This is a genomic window from Salmonella sp. SAL00653 (assembly GCF_046552515.1).
GTDB classification, from domain to species: Bacteria; Pseudomonadota; Gammaproteobacteria; order Enterobacterales; family Enterobacteriaceae; genus Salmonella; species Salmonella enterica.
Genome location: NZ_JBGDTY010000001.1, coordinates 478,199 through 502,880 on the forward strand (window position 1 = coordinate 478,199; position 24,682 = coordinate 502,880).

22 protein-coding genes and 4 pseudogenes are annotated in these 24,682 nt (G+C 48.6%); 15 read left to right on the plus strand and 11 right to left on the minus strand.

The annotated features are described in order from the left end of the window. Positions 1-18: 18 nt before the first annotated feature. The gene (gene kdgR / locus ACLJRU_RS02425) at positions 19-810 is read right to left on the minus strand and encodes a DNA-binding transcriptional regulator KdgR (protein ID WP_001262195.1); all 792 of its coding nucleotides are present in this window, start codon (positions 808-810) and stop codon (positions 19-21) included. Between the two features lie 175 nt (positions 811-985). Here kdgR and ACLJRU_RS02430 point away from each other — a divergent pair, with 175 nt between their 5' ends. After that, positions 986-2,359, plus strand: a complete 1,374-nt coding sequence (locus tag ACLJRU_RS02430; protein WP_000416139.1) for an MFS transporter — start codon at positions 986-988, stop codon at positions 2,357-2,359. Between the two features lie 47 nt (positions 2,360-2,406). Here the strand turns inward: ACLJRU_RS02430 and htpX are convergent, their stop codons facing one another. The 4 genes from htpX to ACLJRU_RS02450 all read right to left on the minus strand — a co-directional run bounded on the left by htpX (position 2,407) and on the right by ACLJRU_RS02450 (position 6,831). Continuing rightward, a complete protein-coding gene (gene htpX / locus ACLJRU_RS02435) occupies positions 2,407-3,288 on the minus strand; it encodes a protease HtpX (RefSeq protein ID WP_000984498.1) in 882 nt (293 codons plus the stop codon). A gap of 193 nt (positions 3,289-3,481) precedes the next feature. After that, positions 3,482-5,530, minus strand: a complete 2,049-nt coding sequence (prc, locus tag ACLJRU_RS02440) for a carboxy terminal-processing peptidase (protein WP_001091234.1) — start codon at positions 5,528-5,530, stop codon at positions 3,482-3,484. A 19-nt stretch (positions 5,531-5,549) separates the two neighbouring features. Next, entirely contained in the window at positions 5,550-6,236 is a 687-nt protein-coding gene (gene proQ / locus ACLJRU_RS02445) for an RNA chaperone ProQ (RefSeq protein WP_000431401.1), read from the minus strand. Between the two features lie 97 nt (positions 6,237-6,333). Beyond that, complete coding sequence (locus ACLJRU_RS02450; protein WP_023235004.1) at positions 6,334-6,831, minus strand: GAF domain-containing protein; 498 nt, start codon at positions 6,829-6,831, stop codon at positions 6,334-6,336. Positions 6,832-6,959: 128 nt separating this feature from the next. On the opposite strand from ACLJRU_RS02450, the gene yebS reads away from it, so the two are divergent. From yebS to ACLJRU_RS02475, 5 genes are all read left to right on the plus strand, one after another. Then, positions 6,960-8,243 carry a membrane integrity lipid transport subunit YebS gene (yebS, locus tag ACLJRU_RS02455; protein ID WP_001207290.1) on the plus strand — a complete coding sequence of 428 codons (1,284 nt, stop codon included), beginning with the start codon at positions 6,960-6,962 and terminating at the stop codon, positions 8,241-8,243. After that, a complete protein-coding gene (locus tag ACLJRU_RS02460) occupies positions 8,212-10,845 on the plus strand; it encodes a PqiB family protein (protein WP_024148654.1) in 2,634 nt (877 codons plus the stop codon). The genes yebS and ACLJRU_RS02460 overlap by 32 nt, the downstream gene beginning before the upstream one ends. Positions 10,846-10,922: 77 nt before the next feature. Then, on the plus strand, positions 10,923-12,362 hold the full coding sequence (gene rsmF, locus ACLJRU_RS02465; protein WP_001540209.1) for a 16S rRNA (cytosine(1407)-C(5))-methyltransferase RsmF: 1,440 nt from the start codon (positions 10,923-10,925) through the stop codon (positions 12,360-12,362). Positions 12,363-12,479: 117 nt separating this feature from the next. Next, the gene (locus tag ACLJRU_RS02470; RefSeq protein ID WP_024131167.1) at positions 12,480-12,716 is read left to right on the plus strand and encodes a YebV family protein; all 237 of its coding nucleotides are present in this window, start codon (positions 12,480-12,482) and stop codon (positions 12,714-12,716) included. Positions 12,717-12,825: 109 nt separating this feature from the next. Further along, a complete protein-coding gene (locus ACLJRU_RS02475) occupies positions 12,826-13,017 on the plus strand; it encodes a YebW family protein (RefSeq protein ID WP_000457838.1) in 192 nt (63 codons plus the stop codon). A gap of 18 nt (positions 13,018-13,035) precedes the next feature. Here ACLJRU_RS02475 and pphA read toward each other — a convergent pair whose 3' ends face one another. The 3 genes from pphA to sopE2 form a co-directional block, all read right to left on the minus strand. Further along, positions 13,036-13,686 (minus strand): protein-serine/threonine phosphatase, encoded by a 651-nt coding sequence (gene pphA, locus ACLJRU_RS02480; RefSeq protein ID WP_001540211.1) that lies wholly within the window; start codon positions 13,684-13,686, stop codon positions 13,036-13,038. A 222-nt stretch (positions 13,687-13,908) separates the two neighbouring features. Further along, positions 13,909-14,073, minus strand: a complete 165-nt coding sequence (locus ACLJRU_RS02485; RefSeq protein WP_001134857.1) for a hypothetical protein — start codon at positions 14,071-14,073, stop codon at positions 13,909-13,911. A 284-nt stretch (positions 14,074-14,357) separates the two neighbouring features. Further along, positions 14,358-15,080, minus strand: coding sequence for an SPI-1 type III secretion system guanine nucleotide exchange factor SopE2 (sopE2, locus tag ACLJRU_RS02490; protein ID WP_000182074.1), 723 nt, complete (start codon positions 15,078-15,080; stop codon positions 14,358-14,360). A gap of 683 nt (positions 15,081-15,763) precedes the next feature. Here sopE2 and ACLJRU_RS02495 point away from each other — a divergent pair. Together ACLJRU_RS02495 and ACLJRU_RS02500 are read left to right on the plus strand one after the other, a co-directional pair. Beyond that, entirely contained in the window at positions 15,764-16,159 is a 396-nt protein-coding gene (locus ACLJRU_RS02495; protein WP_000422891.1) for a DUF1398 domain-containing protein, read from the plus strand. Between the two features lie 327 nt (positions 16,160-16,486). Then, positions 16,487-16,963: a hypothetical protein gene (locus ACLJRU_RS02500; protein WP_000030946.1), complete on the plus strand. Its 477-nt coding sequence runs from the start codon at positions 16,487-16,489 to the stop codon at positions 16,961-16,963. Positions 16,964-17,335: 372 nt separating this feature from the next. On the opposite strand, the gene ACLJRU_RS02505 is transcribed toward ACLJRU_RS02500, so the two are convergent. Further along, positions 17,336-17,755, minus strand: coding sequence for a GNAT family N-acetyltransferase (locus tag ACLJRU_RS02505; protein WP_000354401.1), 420 nt, complete (start codon positions 17,753-17,755; stop codon positions 17,336-17,338). A gap of 369 nt (positions 17,756-18,124) precedes the next feature. On the opposite strand from ACLJRU_RS02505, the gene ACLJRU_RS02510 reads away from it, so the two are divergent. Then, on the plus strand, positions 18,125-18,394 hold the full coding sequence (locus tag ACLJRU_RS02510) for a hypothetical protein (RefSeq protein WP_012664556.1): 270 nt from the start codon (positions 18,125-18,127) through the stop codon (positions 18,392-18,394). A gap of 165 nt (positions 18,395-18,559) precedes the next feature. Next, the gene (locus ACLJRU_RS02515) at positions 18,560-18,700 is read left to right on the plus strand and encodes a hypothetical protein (protein ID WP_001617922.1); all 141 of its coding nucleotides are present in this window, start codon (positions 18,560-18,562) and stop codon (positions 18,698-18,700) included. Between the two features lie 145 nt (positions 18,701-18,845). Here the strand turns inward: ACLJRU_RS02515 and ACLJRU_RS02520 are convergent. Then, positions 18,846-20,019: pseudogene (locus ACLJRU_RS02520) on the minus strand (IS256 family transposase). 69 nt (positions 20,020-20,088) lie between these two features. Here ACLJRU_RS02520 and ACLJRU_RS02525 point away from each other — a divergent pair. Further along, a pseudogene (locus ACLJRU_RS02525) lies at positions 20,089-20,511 on the plus strand (tyrosine-type recombinase/integrase); the annotation flags it as partial. A 415-nt stretch (positions 20,512-20,926) separates the two neighbouring features. On the opposite strand, the pseudogene ACLJRU_RS02530 reads toward ACLJRU_RS02525, so the two are convergent. Further along, positions 20,927-21,101 (minus strand): annotated as a pseudogene (locus ACLJRU_RS02530) (DUF4113 domain-containing protein); the annotation flags it as partial. Between ACLJRU_RS02530 and ACLJRU_RS02535 the strand changes: the two are divergent. The 4 genes and pseudogenes from ACLJRU_RS02535 to ACLJRU_RS02550 form a co-directional block, all read left to right on the plus strand. Then, positions 21,088-21,654 (plus strand): annotated as a pseudogene (locus ACLJRU_RS02535) (fimbrial protein); the annotation flags it as partial. The pseudogenes ACLJRU_RS02530 and ACLJRU_RS02535 overlap by 14 nt on opposite strands. A gap of 790 nt (positions 21,655-22,444) precedes the next feature. Further along, positions 22,445-23,359, plus strand: coding sequence for a DMT family transporter (locus ACLJRU_RS02540; RefSeq protein ID WP_001233445.1), 915 nt, complete (start codon positions 22,445-22,447; stop codon positions 23,357-23,359). Between the two features lie 132 nt (positions 23,360-23,491). Continuing rightward, positions 23,492-23,650: a DUF5993 family protein gene (locus tag ACLJRU_RS02545; protein WP_000480735.1), complete on the plus strand. Its 159-nt coding sequence runs from the start codon at positions 23,492-23,494 to the stop codon at positions 23,648-23,650. A 9-nt stretch (positions 23,651-23,659) separates the two neighbouring features. Then, complete coding sequence (locus ACLJRU_RS02550) at positions 23,660-24,274, plus strand: disulfide bond formation protein B (protein ID WP_000848070.1); 615 nt, start codon at positions 23,660-23,662, stop codon at positions 24,272-24,274. Positions 24,275-24,682 lie beyond the last annotated feature (408 nt).

Consider the following 24,682-nt stretch of genomic DNA (forward strand, 5'->3'; position numbering starts at 1 on the left):
TCATGCTAATAACGTTGCTTAGAAGGGATAATCGTTGTAACCCATTTGTTCAGAAATTTTACGCGCGGCGGCGTGTAACATAGCCACATATTCCTGTAGGCGTTCTTCTGAAAAGCGCAGCGTCGGAAACGAAATGCTTAACCCTGCGATGACTACGCCAAAACGGTCAAATACCGGTACGCCGATACAACGTAATCCTTCTTCCTGTTCTTCGTTATCTTCACCGTATCCTTGCGCACGCACTTCATCCAACAGCGGCAGCAACGCTTCAGTGCTGGTAATCGTGCGTCCAGTGCTTTGCTTATACTCTACGCCGTCGAGAATCTGCTTAACCTCATCACGGTCGCGCCAGGCCAGAAGTACTTTACCGATGGCCGTACTGTACAGCGGATTACGACGCCCAATACGTGAGTACATCCGCAGATTGTACATAGAGTCAATTTTATGGATATAGACAATGCTGTCTTCATCCAGCGCGCCAAGATGGATAGTTTCTTTTGTCAGACGAGACAGTTCGCGCATCTGAATGTCCGCACTGCGGATGAGATCAACATTTTGCAACGCTCGCGCGCCCAGCTCAAACAGCTTTAGCGTCAGAGAGTATTTTTCAGACTCCCCCTCCTGAGCCACGTAGCCCAGCGTTTTCATGGTTTGCAAAAAGCGATAAACGGTGCTTTTCGACATCATGACGCGCTGCGATAGCTCGGTAATCCCTATTTCACGCTCTTCACCCAGCGCCTGCAGAATGCCGAAAACTTTCAGCACAGAAGATACAGAATCAGGCTGCTTATCCAGATCTGCGTTTGCCATTTATCACCTCATTACGAGCGTTTTATAAAATTCAGAACGAGTTTTTATTATAATTTCACGCCAGGTCGCCCGCAATCCATCTTTGCTTACTTCGTTACAAATCTGCGACATAACAACTCAGTATTAATGCTAACATTATTATTCAGCTCATAACTCCCCTTATTACAAAATACTTATGGAAAAAACACGGGCCGATGGCCTGCCCCTCCCGCAGAGATACGGCGCTATCCTGACGATTATTATCGGTATTTCGATGGCGGTTCTGGATGGCGCAATCGCTAATGTCGCGCTGCCAACCATTGCGACTGATTTACATGCCTCCCCTGCCAGCTCTATCTGGATTGTCAATGCATACCAAATCGCCATTGTCGTCTCACTGCTTTCCCTGTCTTTTTTAGGCGACATGTTTGGTTATCGCCGGATCTACAAATGTGGTTTAGTGGTATTTCTGCTTTCATCATTGTTTTGCGCGCTTTCAGACTCGCTGCAGATGCTGACGCTGGCGCGCATCGCGCAGGGATTTGGCGGCGCGGCGCTAATGAGCGTAAACACGGCGCTGATTCGTCTTATCTACCCCCAGCGTCATCTGGGACGAGGCATGGGAATTAACTCTTTTATCGTCGCAGTCTCTTCCGCCGCGGGTCCGACGATCGCCGCGGCGATTTTGTCCATCTCATCATGGAAATGGCTGTTTCTGATTAATGTCCCGTTAGGTATCATCGCGTTAATTCTGGCCATACGCTTTTTACCAGCAAACATCGCCCATGACACTAAGCCGCGCTTTGACTTACCGAGCGCGGTAATGAATGCGCTCACATTTGGCCTGCTGATTACCGCATTGAGCGGATTTGCCCAGGGACAGTCGCTAACGTTGATTGGCGCAGAGCTGCTCGTTCTGGTCGTGGTCGGGTTTTTCTTCGTGCGCCGCCAGCTTTCTTTGCCCGTCCCTTTGTTACCCATCGACTTGTTACGAATTCCGCTTTTTTCACTCTCGATCGGCACGTCAATTTGCTCGTTCTGCGCGCAAATGTTAGCCATGGTCTCGCTACCTTTTTATCTGCAAACCGTGCTGGGCCGTAGCGAAGTAGAAACCGGCCTGTTATTGACGCCCTGGCCGCTGGCAACGATGGTAATGGCGCCGCTGGCGGGATACCTGATAGAACGTCTTCATGCCGGTTTGCTGGGGGCGCTGGGAATGGTGATAATGGCAGCCGGGTTGTTTGCGCTGGTCATGTTGCCAGCCTCCCCCTCCGATCTGAATATTATCTGGCCGATGATCCTTTGTGGCGCAGGGTTTGGCCTGTTCCAGTCGCCGAATAATCACACCATTATCACTTCCGCGCCGCGTGAGCGCAGCGGTGGCGCCAGCGGGATGCTGGGCACGGCGCGACTGTTAGGCCAAAGTACTGGCGCCGCGCTGGTAGCGCTGATGTTGAACCAGTTTGGCGATAGCGGTACGCATCTTTCTCTGCTCGCAGCGGCGATCCTGGCGACTCTCGCGGCGGTTGTGAGCGGTTTACGTATTACGCAACCACGCGTTCAGGCGTAAAAAAAGCGCGTCATTCGACGCGCTTTTCATACTTGCCAGTGGGCTTATTATTTCAGGTACTCACCGCTACGCAGCGCTTCAATGCGTTTATCCAGCGGTGGGTGCGTCATAAACAGCTCGCTTAACGATTTCGATTTACCGTTAATACAAAACGCCATCATGCTGGTCGCTTCTTGCGGCTCGTAGCTGGTTTTCAGGCGCTGCAACGCGGCAATCATTTTTTCACGGCCAACCAGCTTCGCCGATCCCGCATCGGCATGAAACTCACGGTAACGGGAGAACCACATGGTGATGATGCTCGCCAGAATACCGAAGACCAGTTCCAGCACCGTCGCAACGGCGAAATAGATTAGCGGATTACCGTTACTTCCTTCGCCTTCATCGCGGTTGCCGCCCAGAAAACCAGCAGCAATTTGCGCGATAATGCGCGAAATAAAGATAACGAAGGTGTTAACCACCCCCTGAATCAACGTCATCGTCACCATATCGCCATTGGCAATATGGCTGATTTCATGCGCAATGACGGCTTCCGCTTCGTCAGGGCTCATGTTTTGCAACAAACCGGTGCTCACAGCGACCAATGAGGCGTCACGGCGTGCGCCCGTCGCAAACGCGTTAATGTCCGGCGCATGGTAGATAGCAACCTGCGGCATGGCGATACCGGCCTGGCGCGCTTGCGTTGCTACGGTGTTCATCAACCAGCGTTCTCTTTCATTGCGAGGCTGTTCAATAACTTCCCCTCCTACGGATTTTAACGCCATCCATTTGGACATCAGCAATGAAATAAAAGAACCGCCAAAACCAAACAGCAGCGCCATGATCAGCAAGCCTTGCACGCTGCTCGACTGTATCCCTGTCAGGCTCAGAACCAGCCCGAAAACGACCATCACGGCCAGGTTCGTCAGCAGGAAGAGCGCGATTCGCATCATAATTTTCTTTTAACCTCAATTTAACAAAGCGCACTATGCGATTACCCACATCGTATGGGTCTTATGGCTATTTTCAAGCATCACCAGGCGGTAAGTCACGAGAAAAACACAACTTTACATTTTGTAGCATTATCCTGACGACTTCTGCGCTTGTTAAAAAAAAACAGGCACAATTTTTTGTGCCTGTTTAGCGTTACTTATTGGCTGCCGCCTGCTCCGCTGGTTTTTCTTTTTCAAGATGCGCCAGGTCCAGAGCAATCTTCACCGTTTCATCAAGGTACGGGTCCGGCTCCTGGTAATCCTTTGGCAGATCGTCCAGTTTCTTCAGCAACGGTTTACCCTCACGTTTAAACCGATCGTTAATACGCGCCAGGCGCAGAGCGTCTTCTTCATTGTTCTCTTTCTCACGCTGCGCATAATTCAGAGAGACGATGTTGCGCTTATCCTTCATGGCATTGAAACGTGCAATATCCTTCATGATGTACTGAAACTCAGGATCTTTGGCGATACGCGCGTTGTGTTCTTTCAATAATTCCGGGCCAAACGGGGCCAAATCGTCCGATTTCACGTATTTCGCCGCATCAATGCTATCCCACGGCAAGGCGTTATCTTCAAATTTTTCTCCGGTTTCCGTCTCTTCATTGCCAGTCGGCATGATGATATCCGGCGTGACCCCTTTACGCTGCGTACTACCGCCGTTGACACGGTAAAACTTCTGAATGGTGTACTGCACCGAACCCAGCGCAGGCCATTCCGGGCGAAGCATCTGATCGTAAATTCGGTTTAGCGAACGATATTGCTGTACCGTACCTTTACCGAAGGTCGGCTCACCGACAATCAGCGCGCGGCCATAATCCTGCATCGCGGCAGCGAAGATTTCCGATGCCGAGGCACTGAAACGATCGACCAGCACCACCAGCGGGCCTTTGTAGTAGACCACGCCGTCGGTGTCGCTATCCTCACGCACTTTGCCGTTATTGTCGCGCACCTGAACTATCGGACCAGAAGGGATAAACAGACCGGAAAGCGAAACGGCTTCCGTCAGCGCCCCACCGCCGTTTGAACGCAGATCGATAACGATGCTGTTAACGTTCTGTTTTTCCAGCTTCTGAAGCTGAACTTTGACATCATCGGTCAAGCCAACATAGAAGCCTGGAATATCCAGTACGCCAACTTTTTCCTTGCCGATGGTTTTCACCGACATTTTAACCGCGCGATCTTCAAGACGAATCCGTTCACGCGTCAGCGTTATAATACGCGTTTTCGTCCCTTTGCCAGCCGGCAGTATTTCCAGTCGGACCTTGCTGCCTTTCGGCCCTTTGATCAGCGCCACCACATCGTCAAGACGCCAGCCAATGACGTCGACCATCGGTTTTCCGGCCTGCCCTACGCCGACGATACGATCGCCGACGCTAATCGACTTGCTCTTCGCTGCCGGGCCACCGGCGACCAATGAGTTAATGACAGTGTAATCGTCATCCATTTGCAGCACCGCGCCGATACCTTCCAGAGACAGGCTCATTTCGGTATTAAACTGCTCGGTATTGCGGGGAGAAAGATAATTCGTATGCGGGTCGATTTCACGCGCAAAAGCGGTCATCGCCAGCGAGAACACATCTTCACTGTTGGTCTGCGCCAGGCGGCGAATAGCGAATTTGTAGCGACGCGTCAGCGTTTCGCGAATTTCTTTGTCGCTCTTGCCGGTGAGTTTCAGACTGAGCTCATCGAATTTCACTTTACCATCCCACAGCGCATTTAGCTCAGCCTCATCTTTCGGCCAGGGCGCTTTACTGCGGTCCAGGTTAAACGTATCGTTTCCGGTGAAATCCATTGGCCGTTCCAGCACTTTTAGCGCGTACTGGTAACGTTCAAACCGGCGCTTTTGCGCCAGGTTATAAAGATCGTAAAAAACATCCAGCTTACCCGTGCGCAGCTCATCGCCCAACACGGTTTTCTTTTTCGCAAACTGCTCGACATCGCTCGCCAACAAAACGTTGTGGCTATAGTCGAGAAGATTCAGATAGCGATCAAAAATCTTTGCCGAAAATGCCTCATCCAGATCGAACTGGCGATAGTGGGAGCGGGTAAAACGCGACGTTACGCGCTCGCTCACCGTCGCATGTTGCGTCTCTTCCTTTAGTACGGGAATTTGATCGGCACGCGTAATATCTTCCACGGCGAAGGACTGGCCTGCTAATGCAAGCAGGCCAGCTAACGCGGTAAGCCTAAAAAAAGTGTTCATGCCAGGCCTGGCCTCCGTTTCAGAACACCAGGTGTTCTGCGCGTACAATCAAAGACATACCCGAATTCAGCTGTACACGGACACCATCTTTGGTGATTTCTAATACGGTGGCATCCATCGCATTATTACCCGCTTTCACCTTGAGGGACTGCCCTACGGTCAATACTGAAATATCAGAAACCGGCGTGTGCTTCTCTTCGCGAGGCGCACGCGGCGCTTTCGTCGTCGGTTTATCAGCGCGAGGTTTACGTTCAGCGCCTTCTTTACGACGCGCTACCGGGCGAGGTTTACGCTCGCGTCGCGGCGCGTCTTCTTTTTCGCCAGCCGCCGCGGCAGCTTCGCGTTTTTTCGCTTGCTGCTCTGCGCGCTGCGCCTGAACACGGGCTTTGGCTTCTTCAAGCTGCTTACGCGCATGTTCGACATGCTGTTCTTCCAGCTCGCCGCACGGATTGCCATCAAGGTCGACGCGCGTTGCGCCCGGCTTAACGCCGTACAGGTAACGCCAGCTTGAAGTATAAAGACGTAAAGCGGAACGAAGTTGCGTTTTGCTGAGGTTCATTTCGCCCCCAACTCGCTCTACCAGATCCTGAAAAATACCAATTTTCAGCGGGCGAGCTTCGCCTTCCGCACTAAAACAGTGAGGAAAACGCTCGGCCAGAAACGCGATAACTTCTTTACTGCTATTCAACTTAGGTTGATTTTCCATGAAATTTCCTGATTACAACGGACGTAGCCAACAAGCAGCAGGCATGAACAGGCGTCATTATAATGACGCCATCAGTAATTGCTACGTTATCCGTTGATTATCCTGCGACGCTCGCAAAGAATTTTTTGTAATCCGTCGTTGCAAGCACGGTTTCAAGCTGTGCGACCAGCGTACGCAGGCCGTGTTCATCTTCTTCGGTAAAACGGCCAAACGCCGTGCTATCTATATCCAGCACGCCGATAATCCGTTCGCCAACCGTGACAGGCAGCACAATTTCGGCGTTGCTGGCGGCATCATAGGCAATATGGCCGTCAAACGCATGAACATCATCAATACGTTGAACCTTATTCTGCGCTACCGCTGCGCCGCACACGCCGCGACCAACCGGAATCCGCACACAGGCGATTCGCCCCTGAAACGGCCCCAACACCAGCGTATCGCCTTCGAGGAGATAAAATCCCGCCCAGTTCACCTCGGTAAGACGTTCGAACAGTAGCGCGCTGGTATTCGCCAGCGTGGCCAGAAAGCTGGTTTCACCTGCCATTAACGACTGAAAATCGCGGTTTAACGCCGCGTATAGTTCTGTTTTGCTCATTATATAATCACTTCGTGGTCTTACTCCTAAACACAGGCTATTAAAATAAGCATTAAATGCGTTCTTGCTCAAGATTATTCCTGTCATGAGTTAAGATTACATTATTCTAACACTTTGATTCACGATACATGGCTCTGAACACCTCACACGTCACGCCAACAAAAAAGCTAACGATCAGGTCAATTAGCGAAGCGCTGCCGTGCAGCCACTACCAGCGCTGCCCTGAATGCGACATGCTGTTCAGCTTGCCGGAGATGAGCGCTCATCAAAGCGCTTATTGTCCTCGTTGCCAGGCCAAAATTCGCGATGGGCGCGACTGGTCGCTGACGCGGCTGACCGCGATGGCGGTAACCATGCTGCTATTGATGCCGTTTGCCTGGAGCGAACCGTTACTCCATATCTACCTATTGGGCGTACGCATTGATGCCAATGTGATGCACGGCATCTGGCAAATGACGCAGCAGGGCGATCCGTTAACCGCCGCAATGGTGCTCTTTTGCGTGGTGGGCGCGCCGCTTATTCTGGTTTTTTCAATTGCTTATCTGTGGTTTGGCAGCCTTCTCGGCATGAATCTGCGTCCAGTCCTGCTGATGCTGGAAAAACTGAAAGAGTGGGTGATGCTGGACATCTATCTGGTTGGTATTGGCGTTGCCTCTATCAAAGTGCAGGACTATGCCTTTCTGCAGCCGGGCATCGGGCTTTTAGCGTTCGTTTCGTTGGTGGTTCTTAGCATTCTGACTATGATTCATCTGAATGTGGAGCAACTATGGGAACGATTTTATCCGCAGCGCCCTGCTCAACGTGCGGACGAAAGATTGCGCGTCTGTCTTGGCTGCCACTTTAGCGGCTATCCGGATGCGAAAGGACGCTGCCCGCGTTGTCATATTCCGCTACGGTTACGCAGAAAACAGAGCATACAGAAGTGTTGGGCGGCCTTGCTGGCGTCTATTGTCTTTTTGCTGCCGGCAAACCTGCTGCCTATCTCGGTAATCTACATTAATGGCGGGCGTCAGGAAGATACTATCCTGTCGGGCATTATGTCGCTTGCCAGCAGCAATATCGCCGTCGCCGCCGTCGTTTTTATCGCCAGTATTTTGGTGCCGTTTACCAAAGTCATCGTGATGTTTACGCTACTGTTGAGTATCCATTTTAAATGCCAACAGGGACTGCGGACGCGAATTCTGTTGCTGCGTCTGGTGACATGGATAGGCCGCTGGTCGATGCTTGATCTTTTCGTTATCTCGTTAACCATGTCTCTGATTAATCGCGATCAGATTCTGGCTTTTACTATGGGACCGGCTGCGTTTTATTTCGGCGCAGCGGTAATTTTGACTATTCTTGCAGTGGAATGGCTGGATAGCCGCTTACTTTGGGATGCACATGAGTCAGGAAACGCCCGCTTCGAAGACTGAAGCGCAAATTAAAACCAAACGCCGTATTTCACCTTTCTGGCTGCTACCGCTTATCGCGCTAATGATCGCGGGGTGGCTGGTATGGGATAGCTACCAGGATCGCGGCAATAGCGTGACTATCGATTTTATGTCGGCGGACGGTATCGTACCGGGCCGTACTCCCGTGCGTTATCAGGGAGTAGAAGTCGGCACCGTGGAAGATGTCAGTCTGAGCAAAGATCTGCGCAAAATTGAAGTTCGCGTCAGTATCAAATCAGATATGGAAGATGCGTTGCGCGAAGAGACGCAATTCTGGCTGGTGACGCCCAAAGCCTCGCTGGCGGGCGTTTCCGGCCTGGATGCGTTGGTCGGCGGGAATTACATCGGTATGATGCCAGGTAAAGGCAAGCCCAGAGATCATTTCGTCGCCCTGGATACACAGCCTAAATACCGGCTTAGCAACGGCGATCTGATGATTCATCTCAATGCGCCGGATCTCGGTTCGCTTAATAGCGGTTCACTGGTCTATTTCCGTAAAATCCCTGTCGGACGGGTGTATGACTATTCGATTAACCCTAACAAACAGGGCGTGACGATTGACGTTCTGATTGAGCGACGGTTTACCGATCTGGTGAAAAAAGGCAGCCGTTTCTGGAATGTCTCCGGCATTGACGCCGATCTAAGCCTGAGCGGCGCGAAGGTGAAACTGGAGAGCCTCGCGGCCCTGGTCAATGGCGCGATTGCGTTTGACTCACCGGACAATTCCAAACCCGCCGCCCAGGATGACACGTTCGGCTTATATAAAGATTTAGCCCACAGCCAACGAGGGGTAATCGTTAAACTTGAGCTGCCCAGCGGAGACGGTCTGAAAGCGGAATCTACGCCGCTAATGTACCAGGGACTGGAGGTGGGTGAGCTTTCTAAACTGACGCTCAACCCTGGCGATAAAGTCACCGGAGAGATGACCGTCGATCCCAGCGTTGTTCCGCTGATGCGGGAAAATACGCGTATTGAGTTACGCAATCCCAAACTGTCGCTAAGTGACGCGAATATCAGTTCGTTGTTAACCGGAAAAACCTTCGAGCTGGTGCCGGGCGACGGCGAACCGCGCAGTGAATTTGTGGTGGTGCCGGGTGAAAAAGCCCTGCTGCATGAGGCGAATGCCTTAACCCTGACGCTGACGGCCCCGGAAAGTTACGGCATCGAACCGGGCCAGCCGTTAATTTTACATGGCGTAAAAATTGGCCAGGTCATTGAGCGCAACTTATCCAGTAAAGGCGTGTCATTCATCGTCGCGATTGAACCGCAGCACCGGGATTTGGTACAGGGCGACAGTAAATTCGTGGTCAACAGCCGGGTGGATGTCAAAGTCGGCCTTGACGGCGTAGAGTTCCTCGGCGCCAGCGCCAGCGAGTGGATTGACGGCGGAATTCGTATTTTACCCGGTACGAGCGGGAAGATGAAATCCACCTACCCGCTCTATGCTAACCTAGAAAAAGCGCTGGAAAATAGTCTCAGTGACTTACCGACTACCACCCTGACGCTGACAGCCGAAACGTTGCCGGATGTCCAGGCAGGTTCCGTCGTGCTGTATCGAAAATTTGAAGTAGGCGAAGTCATCACCGTTCGCCCACGCGCCAATACCTTTGACATCGACCTGCATATTAAGCCGGAATATCGCCACCTGTTAACCAGCAATAGCGTGTTCTGGGCGGAAGGCGGTGCGAAGGTGCAACTTAACGGCAGCGGCCTAACGGTACAGGCCTCGCCACTCTCCCGCGCGCTGAAAGGGGCCATTAGTTTTGATAACCTGAGCGGCGCCAGCGCCAGTCAGCGCAAAGGCGATAAACGCATTCTTTATGCTTCAGAAACCTCCGCTCGCGCGGTAGGCGGACAAATTACGCTGCACGCGTTCGACGCCGGAAAATTGGCGGAAGGGATGCCCATTCGTTACCTCGGTATTGATATCGGCCAGATCCAGACGCTGGAATTGATCACCGCACGTAATGAAGTGCAGGCAAAAGCCGTACTTTATCCGGAGTATGTACAGACATTTGCCCGCGCCGGGACACGTTTTTCCGTTATCACGCCACAAATTTCCGCGGCGGGCGTCGAGCATCTGGATACGATTCTCCAGCCCTATATTAACGTTGAGCCAGGACGCGGCGCGGCACGGCGCGACTTTGAACTGCAGGAAGCCACGATTACCGACTCACGCTATCTGGATGGGTTAAGCATCGTCGTGGAGGCGCCAGAAGCAGGCTCGCTTAATATTGGTACCCCCGTCCTGTTTCGCGGTATCGAAGTGGGAACCGTCACCGGAATGTCCCTGGGGTCGCTCTCCGATCGCGTGATGATCACCTTGCGCATCAGTAAGCGTTACCAATATCTGGTGCGTAATAACTCCGTATTCTGGCTTGCCTCCGGCTATAGTCTCGACTTTGGTCTGACAGGCGGCGTGGTGAAAACGGGGACATTTAATCAGTTCATCCGTGGCGGTATCGCCTTCGCTACTCCACCAGGTACGCCGCTGGCGCCAAAAGCGCAAGCCGGTAAGCATTTCCTGTTACAAGAGAGCGAACCGAAAGAGTGGCGTGAATGGGGTACCGCTCTGCCACGTTAAACACCCGGCTCCGGCGTACTCGCGCCGGAGCGTTTTATGCTACACTGCGCGCCTGTTTTTTTGCCGGCGATACACCTGTGGCTCAACACGCTGTCTATTTTCCTGACGCTTTTCTGACGCAAATGCGTGAAGCAATGCCTTCCACGCTCTCTTTTGATGAATTTATTTCGGCCTGCCAACGCCCGTTGCGCCGCAGTATACGCATCAATACGCTTAAAATCTCCGTGGCTGATTTCCTTGCCCTAATCGCGCCCTACGGCTGGTCGCTCACGCCAATTCCGTGGTGTCATGAAGGATTCTGGATCGAGCGCGATGATGAAGAGGCATTGCCGCTTGGCAGTACCGCTGAGCATTTAAGCGGCCTATTTTACATTCAGGAGGCCAGTTCGATGCTGCCGGTCGCGGCCCTGTTCGCCGATGATAATCATCCGCAGCGGGTCATGGATATGGCAGCGGCGCCTGGCTCCAAAACCACGCAGATCGCTGCCCGCATGGGGAACCGCGGCACCATTCTGGCCAACGAATTTTCGGCCAGCCGCGTCAAAGTTCTGCACGCTAATATCAGCCGATGTGGAATCGCCAATACCGCACTGACGCATTTCGATGGCCGCGTATTTGGCGCTGCGTTACCGGAGATGTTTGACGCTATCCTGCTGGATGCGCCCTGCTCTGGCGAAGGCGTAGTACGTAAAGATCCTGATGCGCTAAAAAACTGGTCGCCAGAAAGCAATCTGGATATCGCGGCGACACAGCGGGAACTGCTCGACAGCGCTTTTCATGCTTTACGACCCGGCGGCACGCTGGTCTACTCCACCTGCACGTTAAATCGCCAGGAAAACGAAGCGGTCTGCCTCTGGCTGAAAGAGACCTACGCCGACGCCGTTGAATTTTTGCCGCTGGGTGATCTGTTTCCTGACGCTGACCGCGCCCTCACCCCGGAAGGCTTCCTGCACGTCTTCCCGCAAATTTACGACTGCGAAGGATTCTTCGTCGCACGTCTGCGTAAAATGTCATCCCTTCCAGCCATGCCCGCGCCGGGGTATAAAGTGGGGGCGTTTCCTTTTACCCCCCTCAAAGGCCGCGAAGCCTTACACGTTACCCAGGCGGCCAACGCCGTCGGACTGTTATGGGATGAAAATCTCCATCTTTGGCAGCGTGAAAAAGAGGTCTGGCTGTTCCCGGCAGAAATTGAATCACTGATCGGAAAAGTCCGTTTTTCCCGGCTCGGCATTAAGCTGGCCGAAAGTCATAATAAAGGCTATCGCTGGCAACATGAGGCGACGATAGCCCTTGCCTGCCCGACTCATGCTCACGCGTTCGAACTTTCTGTGCAAGAGGCGGAGGAGTGGTATCGCGGTCGGGATATTTATCCGCAAACACCCCCTGCCGCTGATGATGTCCTGGTGACGTTCCAGCATCAGCCACTTGGTCTGGCAAAACGTATCGGCGCCAGAATAAAGAACAGTTACCCGCGTGAACTGGTACGTGATGGCAAACTCTTTACTGGTAATAGTTAAAAGGCGCACAAAAAAACCGCACTTTTTGACTGGCGCTTTTGCGTACGTTGACTACGCTGAAAAATGGACGGCTAAACTGGTCGTACCACAATTAGCGTATTAACGGAGAGCACGATGATGAAAACCAGTGTGCGCATTGGCGCTTTTGAAATCGACGATGCCGAATTACATGGCGAATCGCCGGGGGAGCGAACGTTAACAATCCCCTGTAAATCCGATCCGGATTTATGTATGCAACTGGACGCCTGGGATGCCGAAACCAGCGTTCCCGCCATTCTCAACGGGGAACATTCCGTTTTGTTCCGTAATCATTACGATCCTAAATCTGATGCCTGGGTCATGCGTCTTGCCTGACTCAAAAAGAACCCGTCGCCAGGCGGGTTATTTATTCTTCCTTTTCTCATTTCCCCCTGCGCTAACCTCTCCTACACTATCGTGTAAAGTAGTTAACATTGAGGATGTAATGTTCGCGCTGGTACTTTTTGTATGTTACCTGGATGGAGGATGCGAGGATATTGTCGTGGACATCTACGATACCGAGCAGCAGTGTCTTTATTCGATGGACGATCAACGGATTCGCCATGGCGGCTGTTTTCCGGTAGAGGATTTTATCGACGGCTTCTGGCGACCTGCGCAGCAATATAGCGATTTTTAACCCTGGTCGCTGATACCGCTATTGTATCCGCGCTAACGTCAATTGCCCGCCAAATACCGAGCCCGTATCAATATAGTGTACGTTGGCGAAATCCATGCGCCGGCGCAACGGCGTATGGCCAAACCAAAAATGATCGGCTCCACTAATCCCACCGCGCTTATTTATGAGCCGTTCGCGGCTCCAGAGAACCTGATGTAAGTCGACCTTTTTTTGCCATTGATAGGTTGACGCGGGGTAATCAGCATGAGCGATCACATGCGTGCTATGGCGGCAGCGAACTTCCAGTATCCAGGGCAGCCGCTGACAAAGAATAAAAAGCGCTTCAGCTTGCGCAGCGTGTTCAGCCGTCAGGCGGGTAAACCAGTCGCCACCATTCATCAACCACAGCGTCGACTGCGATGAGGCCCGCGCATCCAGCGCCATTTGTTCATGATTGCCGCGAACCGCCGTCATCCAGGACTCACGCAGTAAAGCCTGGCAACCCAGGCTGTCCGGGCCTCTATCAATGAGATCGCCCACAGAAACTAACAAGTCTTGTTGCGGATCAAATCGACACTCACGTAACCTTTTCATTAACATTGAAAAACAGCCGTGAATATCGCCGACCACCCAGACATGCCGCCAATTCTTTGCCTCTATTCGCTGATAAATCTCTTCAGGCCGCATCATGTTTTTCCTGTCGTTCATTATCCAGGATAGATATAAAAAGATAGCGTGTGCAGATTTTTTTGCTTAGTAAACGTGCTCTGTTGTAAATAGCGAATTTCATCAGTAGCGAGTAAATGCTTTGTTATCATCGCAATAAAATATAACTGACTGCGCCAGGGAACGTTATCCCCTGGCGCAGCGAGCTACTCACTATCACCTGTTCGCGTTCAATATTCTCCCTCCTTAAAAACATATCGGAAACATAAACCACATCACCTCAGCACACGATATAGCACACTCTTTAGCGGAGTGATCCTCAAGGCAAACCAGCGCCAATGCAGGTGTCGTTACCGTGGCGACCATCGCCCCCACAAACAGGCGCAGCACAATTTTTTTTAAAGGTGGCATAACCTCTCCTGACAGTTAACAGACCATTAATCCTTATCGAGACATCATCCGTGCGCGGGTATCATAGACTTAACAACACGCAGCGTTTCAAAAAAAGCTGTCTGGTTATACCGGCATTTAGAGTAATAACAATTATTTTAAGTTTTAAGCGTATCCATTTGATTTTTATATTAAAATAAATATGACGACGTTTTGTTAAAAGCGTCGCCATAAAAATGAATATATAGTTTCAGAAAATCTGCTATTAATTCATACGGTTAATAGCGGTATTGTGTTTGCTATCTTCAGGAGGCATTCTGAAGATGCTTATTCGCAATATTTTCTATAGTTAACTGAAATTGTTGTGGCGTTGGCATTGTCCCCTTATTAAACAGCGGTGTAACCTCTTTCATAACGATTTTCTCAGCATACGCTTTAAAAGACACCTGCTGATTATGATTTATAAACATATGCGGATATTTAATGCTCGCTGCAGCAATGAGGGGGACGACAAAAGGATTCGCCCCTGCCCCACCTGGAGTAAATACACCATTTTTTATCTCCCCAGGTAGCCCCGCATTCTGCGCAGCCTCTCCTATCTCTTTCAGAAAGGGGGTAATACTGACCCCTTTACTGATGAGTAATTTACAACAGTGATCTTTATTATTACTGTACACGGCTGATAATATGGCTTCGCATGTCTGACGAGCATAGGCCGGATCTTTACTCGCATTACCTTTGATATCCAGGCTATTGAGCTTTTGCAGCATAAAATCTTTAACAGTTTTACTGGTTAATACTGCCCTACCCTCAGAGGCGCTCCCACGATGAAAATGGGTAGTCGGTATGTCTGTTTGTTGATGCAGGCTAAAACGATCTGACAGACTCGTCGACAGGCTGATAAAGCTATTTCTAACGGCAGTAATACTTTTTGCAAAAATGTCCTTCTCCGTTGTTTTTTCTTTTACTGGTTCAACGTCACTTCTATGGATTCTGTAGTGCTGGGTGGATAGTGTTATGTTAGTCACGGTAGTTCTCCTTTTAGATAACTATGCATAGCTACACTTTGTTTATATTTCTTGCTTTCAAAAAATAGCCACCTTCTCCACAACCATTTTTACTCATTGATATTTATAAATTTTATTTTCCTGATGGATTTTGTTCTTCTATCAGTTAGCCTGTTTTTTTTCGGCGCAAGGTGATCGACTTTTATCGAGGAGCATTTTTATCGGGACAATCCTGAACAGGTAAAACATCACTTCAATTCAACTGCTGCGTCACATAAAACATTCATGAATATTATTATTTATGCTGATGTTGTTACGATTTTGCCCCCATTCGCAGGCTGGCTACCAATTATCCTGCCAGCGAGTTAGCCGCTTTTTCAAAACCTATAAAGTCCCCACGCCAAACCTCTCCGTCACTGTAATCCTTATCTAAACATCAATTAATTAACTGATTTTTATATATTATGACTTTTCATGACGTTCAGAAAAACTACAAATGAAATGGATTGACGCATCTATTAGTGGTCAAAAAAACGTGCTACGAGAAATAATCAGTAACAATTGCAACACTATTCCAATCATAACGTAAACTATATGATACCAGGCGATTATTATTGCTTTTAGGTAACATCTTTGTATGGCTGCTTTTAAGCAACAATACTCTAACACAACATATAACATTATAACTTACAATAGGTTAACAAATGGAATTACAGCTTATGCTTAACCACTTTTTCGAGCGCGTCAGAAAGGATGCAAATTTCAACGCATTTCTAATCGATCTGGAATATAATAATATCGCTTATTACATCTATTTTGTTGCTACCGGCAATGTGAAAATTATCACTCATACAGGCCACTTCATTTCTATTAAAAGCAATAGAAAGCTGATTAAAGTCAATTCAACACCAAATACGCAATTAATAAAATTGACTTCAGCTAAACACTTTTCGGGCGAGCATTCCTATGAAAAATACTGTACCGATCTGGCAACAGCAGGCGTTTTTAAATGGATTGTGGAATTAAACCAAAAAACTCGACAATACTGGTCGAAAGACAACCAATTATTATATATAGAAAATGTGGTCATGCCGCTTTAACAAGCCAGGGTAATAATAGCGTCAGTCGTGACATTCGGCGTGTTACGACTGCGGGTTATCCATTTGAGACCATGATGAGAGTCTGACTGCGAGAGTTACCCTGTGCAGTCCGACCGACGCAGCAACGTTTGACACGATGCTCGACAACAGCATCTCCTGGTGCAGGAGAAATGATATTCAAAGCGATATCGACTAAAAGCTCAAAATATTTTCCTGCTATTTATATTCTATCTAATTAATACCCTCCAGGAAGTGTGGCATAATTGCAGAATCTGTCAGGATTCCGGGAACATACCGGAGCGTAATCGAAAAACCATCTGGAGATGTATGAGCAAGGATGAAATCAGTTATCAAATTCTTTACCGGTACTCTCTGGAAAAACTATACAGTACTCTTACCAGAAGAGTAGATAACGTGCTGTCATTCGCCCTCGTTTTTCTCGGGGTCGGCGTCACCATAAACGTCGGGAGTCCCTTTATTCTGGGGCCAGGCATTGTGGGTATCGCCATACTAAAAAGAGTACTCCGCTTCGGCACGCGATCAGCACAGGCCGATCGGCAGTCCCGCGCCTGGCTGAAACTTTTTAATACTCAGCACCGCTTTCCTTCAGATAAAACACTGTTCCTTGCCTTCACATCGCTTGAGCAAGACGCGAGCGAAGTATGGTCCATGCTTATTGGTCCTGCCATCGTCATGACTGAGACCGCTCTCGGAAAAACGCCCATTGAGCCATTGACGGCGGGTGAAAAACTCTGCGCATTTTTGAGTGGCGCGACGAAATCCCAGCCAGCAGATCGCAATTGAACTGTCTTCTAAACGCCTGTGCCATACCACAGAGATTTAGTATAAAATTAATTAATGGAGTACTAACGCTGTCAGCAGGTTTCTCTGAGTGAAAGATTCGTATTATACGCACAGCCCAGTTTACAGTTTATATAACAGCGCAATATGTTTTTGTATCCGCACCATACCGCCTACAAGCGGCTGTCTGAGTACCTCTAGCCGTGCCAGGGGGTATTAGCTCAAATGTGAGCTGACAGCCAAACCTAATCTGACTGTCCGCCCTGTGCCAGAAGCGGACGCTGATCATGGTGTGTACAGGCCAACAATACGATATATTTTAAAGCTACCTGATTACAGCTTTCATAAAGCTATGGGTATTCAAATGCAGCAAAGCTATAAACCGGGCTTAATTAAATAATGCCTTTGCGAACCTACTTTAGGAAAGTCCGGTAGCGACATTTGAAGTATATAACCCTGTTTTTCATAAAAAGGGAGAGCCTGGAAGCTAAAGGTATCTACAAGTCCATGAACACAGCCTTTCCGCAAACCTTCTTTTTCGGCCATCTCCATAAGTTTACTACCCAGACCGTTGCTCCTTGCAGATTCACTTACCCAAAGATAGTCGATGCAGAGCCACGGACCTTTTCTGTCAGCAATTAATCCGCCTACCATTTCGCCGCTTTCGTTTCTGCAGTAGACCCCAAGCTGCCCATTTTTACTAAAATCGACGAACTGAGCATTGTAGCTTCTTAATCCGGCTAATAGTTCTTCTTTATCAAATTCAGTAACTTGATGTGTGATTTGAATGTCCATACATATCCAATTGAACAAGTTTGCATTTGAAATATAACGTTATAAATAAGTTAATTAAATGTATCAATAGAAAGTTTGTTTTTACTCCTGGGGGCAGGTCACGTCCGCTACTCGCTTAAAGCAAACTGTCAGTTGGAGTCTGAGCTGGTACAATTAATGTGCCACTGGTTAGAAATCAGTAATACGATTTTATCAGGCTGGTGCTCTGGCCTGTCAGGATTTGAGGTATCCACCCGGTTTACCAGCCCCCTGTATTTGGCACCAGTGGAACCCACTTCCCGATCCAGGATATCCAGTACCCACCACCGAACCTCTTTCCCCAAAAGACATGAGCAACCTCAAGCGCCTTGTCTGGATGATAACCACGGTATGAAGTTTGATAACACGTGGAATCAGGGCGTATGGTTCGCTCTCCGTTCAGCAACTGGACGCCCTTCTCCCCAGCCTTTCAGCGTTGAAGATTTGCCAGCGCAGGGTGAAGAGTGTAGGCGAATTATGAAAATCACTTCTGCCGTTTATACTTCGAAAAAGACGTTATCAAAAAGGTGGTTCGCAAGCGCGGAGTTATTAAACCTTTACTTAACGAAATACGGTTTAAGTTGCTTGAATTGCAGCAGAAAGAAAACGACGGCTTGCTGATGCTGGACAAATTAAGCAAGCATGGCATCAATGGACTGATACGCCGTCAATAAAAGGAAGGGTGCATGGACGATCCCGTCACATCACCAATCACAACAGAAGAGCACAAAACAACATTTCACAGTGTAAAGGATAAAACACGATGCCATTTTCAATCAAAAACATATGTTCAGGTCCAAAAGGACATTGCCCAGAAATCTCCAGCCCTATACAGGACAAGCCAGTACCGAGGAATTGCACACTGACCTCAACAACATGCGATATACAGAGCTATACAGTATTCAGCAGATGGTCCTGCAGTTATGAAATGCGCCCACCCGGTGCAGAAGAAAGAACCCCACGACTAAAACTCTCAGCAACAGAGCTCTCATGGCTATCTAAAACAATAGAAACAGAGATGCGCAACACAAAAGAATGAGCCTGTCAGTAATTCTGTGTAACTGCCCAGTTATTAAAGGTGATCGCTCAGGCGGTCACCGAACTCGATAATAAAACGGCTCATCGCCAGCCGCCAGTTCTGGATCGGCATACTCCATTTTTTGACGCATCCTTGATCGCCAGATAAATAACTTTTCGTACTGAGTCATCCGTCGGGAACACCTTGCGTTTCTTAATCGCGGCACGGATCACGCAGTTCAGGGATTAGATTGCGTTTGTGGTGTAGATGGCCTTGCGGATATCCGGCGGATAACTGAAGAGCGTATTGAGGTTTTCCCAGTGCGCACGCCAGCTTTTGCTGATTTGCGGATATTTATCGTCCCGGGCTTTCGCGAACGCATCCATCGCCATCAGTGTCGCCTCTTCGGTCGGGGCCTGAGGCCGCTGGTGGCGACTTTACGTATTTCAGACTGTTACGCACCATGTGGATACTGCACAGCTGGATATGGGGCTGCGGGAAGACGCTGTTTATCGCATCCGGGAAGCCCTTCAGACCATCCACACAGGCAATCAGGATGTCCTGAACGCCCCGGGTTTTCAGCTCCGTCAGCACGCTTAGCCAGAACTTTTCGCCTTCATTTTCGGCCAGCCACATACCCAGTAACTCTTTCTGGCCTTCGGTGTTGATACCCAGTGCCAGGAAGACGGCTTTGTTGATTACGCTGCCATTCTGACGGACTTTGACGACAATGCAGTCCATATAAACAATGGGGTACAGCGCATCCGGTTGCCGGTTTTGCCTCTCAGTGACCTGCTCTTTTACGGCGTCGGTGACTTTAGATATCAGCGAGGGTGACACATTGGCGTCGTACATCTCTTTGAAGGTGGCGACGATTTCGCGGGTAGTCATGCCTTTAGAGGGATAAAATTTGGCTGTCCATCTGCGTAATGCGCGTCTGGTGCTTCTTAAGCAGCTGTGGTTCGAAGGTGTTTTCACGCTCACGCGGTGTGTTGAGTTCTATCTCGCCGTCATCGCACAACACCGTTTTGGACGAGTAGCCATTACGGGTGTTTGAGCCTGTTTTGGGCGCATTTTTCTCATACCCGGGGTGGTCAGCCAGCTCCGCATTGAGCACCGTTTCGACGGTTAATTTCGCCAGCATACGGGAAAACGAATTGAGGTCGGCTTCGGTTTTAAGGCCTTTAGCCAGTTCAACCGCAAGGGCTTTGAGTTTCTTTTCGTCCATAATTGCCTGTCTCCGTTACTGGAGTGAACATATCAAAAACAGGCAATTACACAATTTTACTTACAGTCTCAGTTCAGTCACATTATTGATGAGCGACTGTACGTTAAGCAAATCAAGACCGGGATGAAAATCGCTCTGCCACTTTCGCTCAACCTTCCTTCCATGGGTTTACGCCTCAGTACGGTGATTGAGCGTTGCCGCCTGGTAAGCCGTAGCGAATACCTTATCAGCGCTGGCATACGCAAAAACAGCCCGAACGGGAGTATTCATCCTGATAGCCTGACTAAAAAATTTGTTGCGGCACGAAAATTGACCGGAATAAATTTCAGTGAAAACCCACCGCCGTTTCACGAGATCCGCAGCTTATCCGGACGACTGTATAAAGACGCTTACGGCGAAGGGTTTGCTCAGAAACTCCTGGAACATACTTCAGAGAACACAACAAAAATATACCTTGATGGACGTGACGAAAAGGCATACATGATGCTCTGATTTTCTGTTTTAAAAATGTTAAATCAGGTTTTATCGTGGTATAAAGAAAAAAGACCGAATACAGAAATTCGGACGTATTTCGGGCCATTTTGCGTATAAATCCCCCGACCAAACAAACTCACTGCCCAATACATCACTCCCCTCTTCCATTGGGGGACTCTCGATGCCAAATACCCATGTAGACGAAGGCTTAATAGTGATGCCAACAAAAGCGATCGCGAAAAGTTGAACAGGTGGCTAGTTTCAGATTAAACACATTGGTTAGTCATCCTGAACAAGTAAAATCCGCCGCAACTGGCAACCATTCAATACTCGCACTATCGAACGATCGCCAGCTTGCCGCAGCCCGTTCTTGCATACGATGTGGCTGCGGTTCCATTACATCAGGAATGTGAAAATCGGGAAAAACCTGCCACTTAACCTGAAGCAGGTCTTCATAGCGGGTGGTATACCGAGGCGAAAGCATTTCTCGCTTCATAGCCCACGGTTGCGGCATCCCCCCCGGCGAAGTACAGCGTCCCCTTCCCGTCTTTTGCGTTAAGATGGTCCAGTACGTCCATCAGCTTCGCACTACCGGCGCGCGGCGCGTTATGTAAAATCACAGATTATCCTGCGATCGTGAAAATTCCCCCTGTCGCCGTCGGCGTATTAGCCGCCGGGGGGAGTAGCCAGGTACCTTTCCACGTCAGCCTGGAATGTGAGTCCGGCGCCGTATCCAGCCCCCGTCCAACCATTAGTGCCGCCAATATCGCAATGGGGTTTGTCGTTAATCAACCAACCGCCGTGGCGATGGCTCGTCGCCTGGGGATAACCGCATCCGCAGGCGGTCTGTCGTGGCTACTGGACGCCCATTATGGCGACCCCGGCGTAGCTTCCGGAGTGGGAATTCGCATCTATAACGATGCCGGTACGCCGATTAATCTGTTGCCCGATCGTATCAGGACGGGCATCGGCAACGCCCGAGGCTGGTATGGCTATAAAGATTTAACCACACGGGTATCATCCGGTTCAGTAGAAATCTACAGCGGTGATTTTACTGCCTCACTTGAGGCGATCGGCGGACAAACAGTAACAGCAGGAAGCGTTAATGCGCAATTACAGGCATCGCGTCGTAGTGTGTCTGGCATCTATATTACGTTATAAACTGTTTTGCTCTGGTAACCCATTATGTTCTGCGGCTACGTAATGGGTTTTACAAGCTCTGGTGATGAATCTGACTCAGAACAAATTCTTCCAGGTAGCCGTACGGCCAGGAGAAGTAATTTAGAAGCGGATCACAATTTTGTTAATTGATTATATTTTATCCCAAATGGCGCCAGTATTAAGGTCGCCATATAAAAACATTCTATTACAACGAGTTATCTCCTCCTGCCTCCGCCCCGGCGCAAAGCTATAGTTTTTTCTATCTCCTTGTGAAACAAACAATTATTCTTGCTATGGCGCTGATTAACAATCGTTCGCGGGCAACGTACATTCAGCGAGTTTCAGAGCCTCCTGACGGAATTCAGCCGGTGCTGTTTCTGGGGCTTCTTACTGGTTGATACAGATCCTGCCTCTTACTTGAGAATTTACTCATTTAGCCGTATGTCCATTATGGGTGGATAAGATCATTTATCATCGTAAGGGTTGAAAGCGATAAGTTAAACTTGTCCTGGCTCAACAAGGGACCCGACTAATGATGAGCTCTTCATCTTCAAGGCGTTTTATGCCTTCCAGCAAGAATAGACATTAAATCGACAACTGCTGCCAGGTCTTACAGGCGCAGTGGACAATCGTGTGGTAACAGCCTGAGTCATTTATTATTTTTCTCATTCAGCATAACTGCGTCTTCTGATAGAGAAATTTTTATCTAAACATATAAAAAACACAGTGAAGAAAACGCTACTTTTTTCTAGCTAAAAAGCTAAATTAATTTTTTTACGGAGAGGATCTTATGCGCAAGGTGTCGATATCTATATTATTCATGCTAGTTTCACTGACTTGGGGGACTACATGGTTGGCCATGCGAATTGCCGTTGAAACTATCCCTCCAGTGTTTGCAACCGGAATGAGGTTTATGTTTGCAGCACCTTTTTTAATCATCATTGCATGGTTAAGAAAAAAAACACTGTTGTTTCCTCCCGGACAACGATTATTCCAGTTTGTGATATGCATCTTTTATTTTTGCATTCCTTTCTCACTAATGATTTATGGTGAAACCTATGTCAACTCTGGGCTTGCCGCCATTATCTTTGCGAATATGCCTGTGGCCGTTTTGATAGCATCGGTTTTGTTTCTAAATGAAAAAGCGAAACTAATGCAGATCGCGGGCTTAACTATCGCAATCACTGCATTGACGGGGATACTTCTTGAAGAAACGAATACAAGTACAGAGAGTCACTGGCAGGGTATCACTGCGCTTATTTCTGCTGTGTTAATCCATGCCATAATATATACACAATGTAAGAAAAGAAGTTGTACTGTCTCTGTTATCACATTTAATGCGCTCCCGTGCCTTTTAGCTGGGTTGATACTTTCTGCGACAGGATGGTTTTTTGAAAGACCACAAGTATCAACCTTCTCAGTACACTCAATATTAGCTACCCTGTATCTCGGGGCTTTTGCCGGAGTTTTTGGTATCCTGTGCTACTTTGCGCTTCAGCAAAAGGCTAATGCCTTCCAGGCTTCGCTTGTATTTCTTATCTTTCCGCTGATTGCGGTAAGTCTGGAAGACTATATTTATGGATATGCTATTTCAACACACTCAATGCTGCTTATTATACCATTAGTTATCGGGATATTTCTTACTCTTGTCGCCAGAAATATCCCTGTAACCAGCAGATGCCGGGATAACTCATCACAGAAATAATCGATTTATAATAACGCAAATAATTCCTGATGCCTTACTGAGCTCCGGCTAATGCGGGGTGGATAAGCTGGAATACAGACCCGGTAATACACAGCGATTATATTAAAAAGCAATGTAATAAAGGAGTTTTTTATGTTCATGTTTCTGCCATTCTTGCTTGCACTGAGCGTGGCAATGGGGGCCATAAACAGAAAGGATAAAGTCAGCTACATTCTGTGGGCCGTTTTACTCATCGTCACTATTTTATCATTCATTCATCATATGACCAATTCGCTGACTTTGTCATTTTAAGGAGTTTGTATGAAAACGCATCATCATCCAACAACATTTGTTCATCTGATTAATCAGGTGGGACTCCTTGGGATATGCGTTGCTCTGGTTGTAGCCTTTTATTATCAACTCGTTAGGCATGAGCTGCCTTGTCCAATTTGCTTATTACAGCGGGCTGGCCTCATCATCGCCGGTTTTGGCTTTTTATTTAACCTCTGCTTTGGTCTACGAGGTATACATTACGGGATGGTAATTATTGGCAGTATCCTGACCGGAGTTATGGCATCCCGGCAAATGTGTTTGCATATCATGCCCGGTGACACAGGATATGGTTCTACATTTTTTGGATTACACTTTTATACCTGGACTCTGATTACATCAATTCTTATTATTATTGCTGTTGCGGTAATTCTGGCAATCAGTAGCATGAATGTTGCATTTCGTTCATTGAATATTAATCCGGACCTGTTCAGTATTGTCGGTTGGGTATTTCTGTTACTGATTACTGCCAACCTTATTTCAACTGTACTGGAATGTGGCGGAGGGGAATGTGCTGCTAACCCGGTCACATATAAGCTACTGTCGAAACAGGATATTGCCTTTCTGAAAACAGGCCTCCTGACGAGGACAGTTCTCCGGTTATGACGCACTTTTAAAATGACTGATTGGTAAATATATAGCAAGCACCTGTCTTGTAGAAATTGGAATGGTTATGGGCTAACACGGAAGTTTCAGTAACGTTGAAATGGTGCAATAATAGGAATCAAACTTACAACCTTCGCATTACGAATTAGTAGAATCACATTTAACTAACTAAAAGCATGTTGACCAGACTCGCAGACCATTGAATCACGCAACAACCAGTTACTGTCATCTGATGAAAAAGGCTGTGCATAACAGAATCAGGACTGACTGGCATCAGGGTCATGTGCTTCAGCAGCAAATACATAAAATGAAGCAAGATATAAAGAATGAAGGAAAAATCGAGTATGAAAAACGTACAGAATTGTCTGAAGTAACTTCCCTGCAGCATTGACGCCGCAGGGAATCTAT

What these genes read in the sequence shown, in the direction of transcription:
- kdgR (WP_001262195.1), bottom strand. Translation starts at nt 810, where the DNA reads ATGGCAAACGCAGATCTGGATAAGCAGCCTGATTCTGTATCTTCTGTG.
- ACLJRU_RS02430 (WP_000416139.1), top strand. Translation starts at nt 986, where the DNA reads ATGGAAAAAACACGGGCCGATGGCCTGCCCCTCCCGCAGAGATACGGC.
- htpX (WP_000984498.1), bottom strand. Translation starts at nt 3,288, where the DNA reads ATGATGCGAATCGCGCTCTTCCTGCTGACGAACCTGGCCGTGATGGTC.
- prc (WP_001091234.1), bottom strand. Translation starts at nt 5,530, where the DNA reads ATGAACACTTTTTTTAGGCTTACCGCGTTAGCTGGCCTGCTTGCATTA.
- proQ (WP_000431401.1), bottom strand. Translation starts at nt 6,236, where the DNA reads ATGGAAAATCAACCTAAGTTGAATAGCAGTAAAGAAGTTATCGCGTTT.
- ACLJRU_RS02450 (WP_023235004.1), bottom strand. Translation starts at nt 6,831, where the DNA reads ATGAGCAAAACAGAACTATACGCGGCGTTAAACCGCGATTTTCAGTCG.
- yebS (WP_001207290.1), top strand. Translation starts at nt 6,960, where the DNA reads ATGGCTCTGAACACCTCACACGTCACGCCAACAAAAAAGCTAACGATC.
- ACLJRU_RS02460 (WP_024148654.1), top strand. Translation starts at nt 8,212, where the DNA reads ATGAGTCAGGAAACGCCCGCTTCGAAGACTGAAGCGCAAATTAAAACC.
- ACLJRU_RS02470 (WP_024131167.1), top strand. Translation starts at nt 12,480, where the DNA reads ATGAAAACCAGTGTGCGCATTGGCGCTTTTGAAATCGACGATGCCGAA.
- ACLJRU_RS02475 (WP_000457838.1), top strand. Translation starts at nt 12,826, where the DNA reads ATGTTCGCGCTGGTACTTTTTGTATGTTACCTGGATGGAGGATGCGAG.
- pphA (WP_001540211.1), bottom strand. Translation starts at nt 13,686, where the DNA reads ATGATGCGGCCTGAAGAGATTTATCAGCGAATAGAGGCAAAGAATTGG.
- ACLJRU_RS02485 (WP_001134857.1), bottom strand. Translation starts at nt 14,073, where the DNA reads ATGCCACCTTTAAAAAAAATTGTGCTGCGCCTGTTTGTGGGGGCGATG.
- ACLJRU_RS02495 (WP_000422891.1), top strand. Translation starts at nt 15,764, where the DNA reads ATGGAATTACAGCTTATGCTTAACCACTTTTTCGAGCGCGTCAGAAAG.
- ACLJRU_RS02500 (WP_000030946.1), top strand. Translation starts at nt 16,487, where the DNA reads ATGAGCAAGGATGAAATCAGTTATCAAATTCTTTACCGGTACTCTCTG.
- ACLJRU_RS02505 (WP_000354401.1), bottom strand. Translation starts at nt 17,755, where the DNA reads ATGGACATTCAAATCACACATCAAGTTACTGAATTTGATAAAGAAGAA.
- ACLJRU_RS02510 (WP_012664556.1), top strand. Translation starts at nt 18,125, where the DNA reads ATGAAGTTTGATAACACGTGGAATCAGGGCGTATGGTTCGCTCTCCGT.
- ACLJRU_RS02515 (WP_001617922.1), top strand. Translation starts at nt 18,560, where the DNA reads ATGTTCAGGTCCAAAAGGACATTGCCCAGAAATCTCCAGCCCTATACA.
- ACLJRU_RS02540 (WP_001233445.1), top strand. Translation starts at nt 22,445, where the DNA reads ATGCGCAAGGTGTCGATATCTATATTATTCATGCTAGTTTCACTGACT.
- ACLJRU_RS02545 (WP_000480735.1), top strand. Translation starts at nt 23,492, where the DNA reads ATGTTCATGTTTCTGCCATTCTTGCTTGCACTGAGCGTGGCAATGGGG.
- ACLJRU_RS02550 (WP_000848070.1), top strand. Translation starts at nt 23,660, where the DNA reads ATGAAAACGCATCATCATCCAACAACATTTGTTCATCTGATTAATCAG.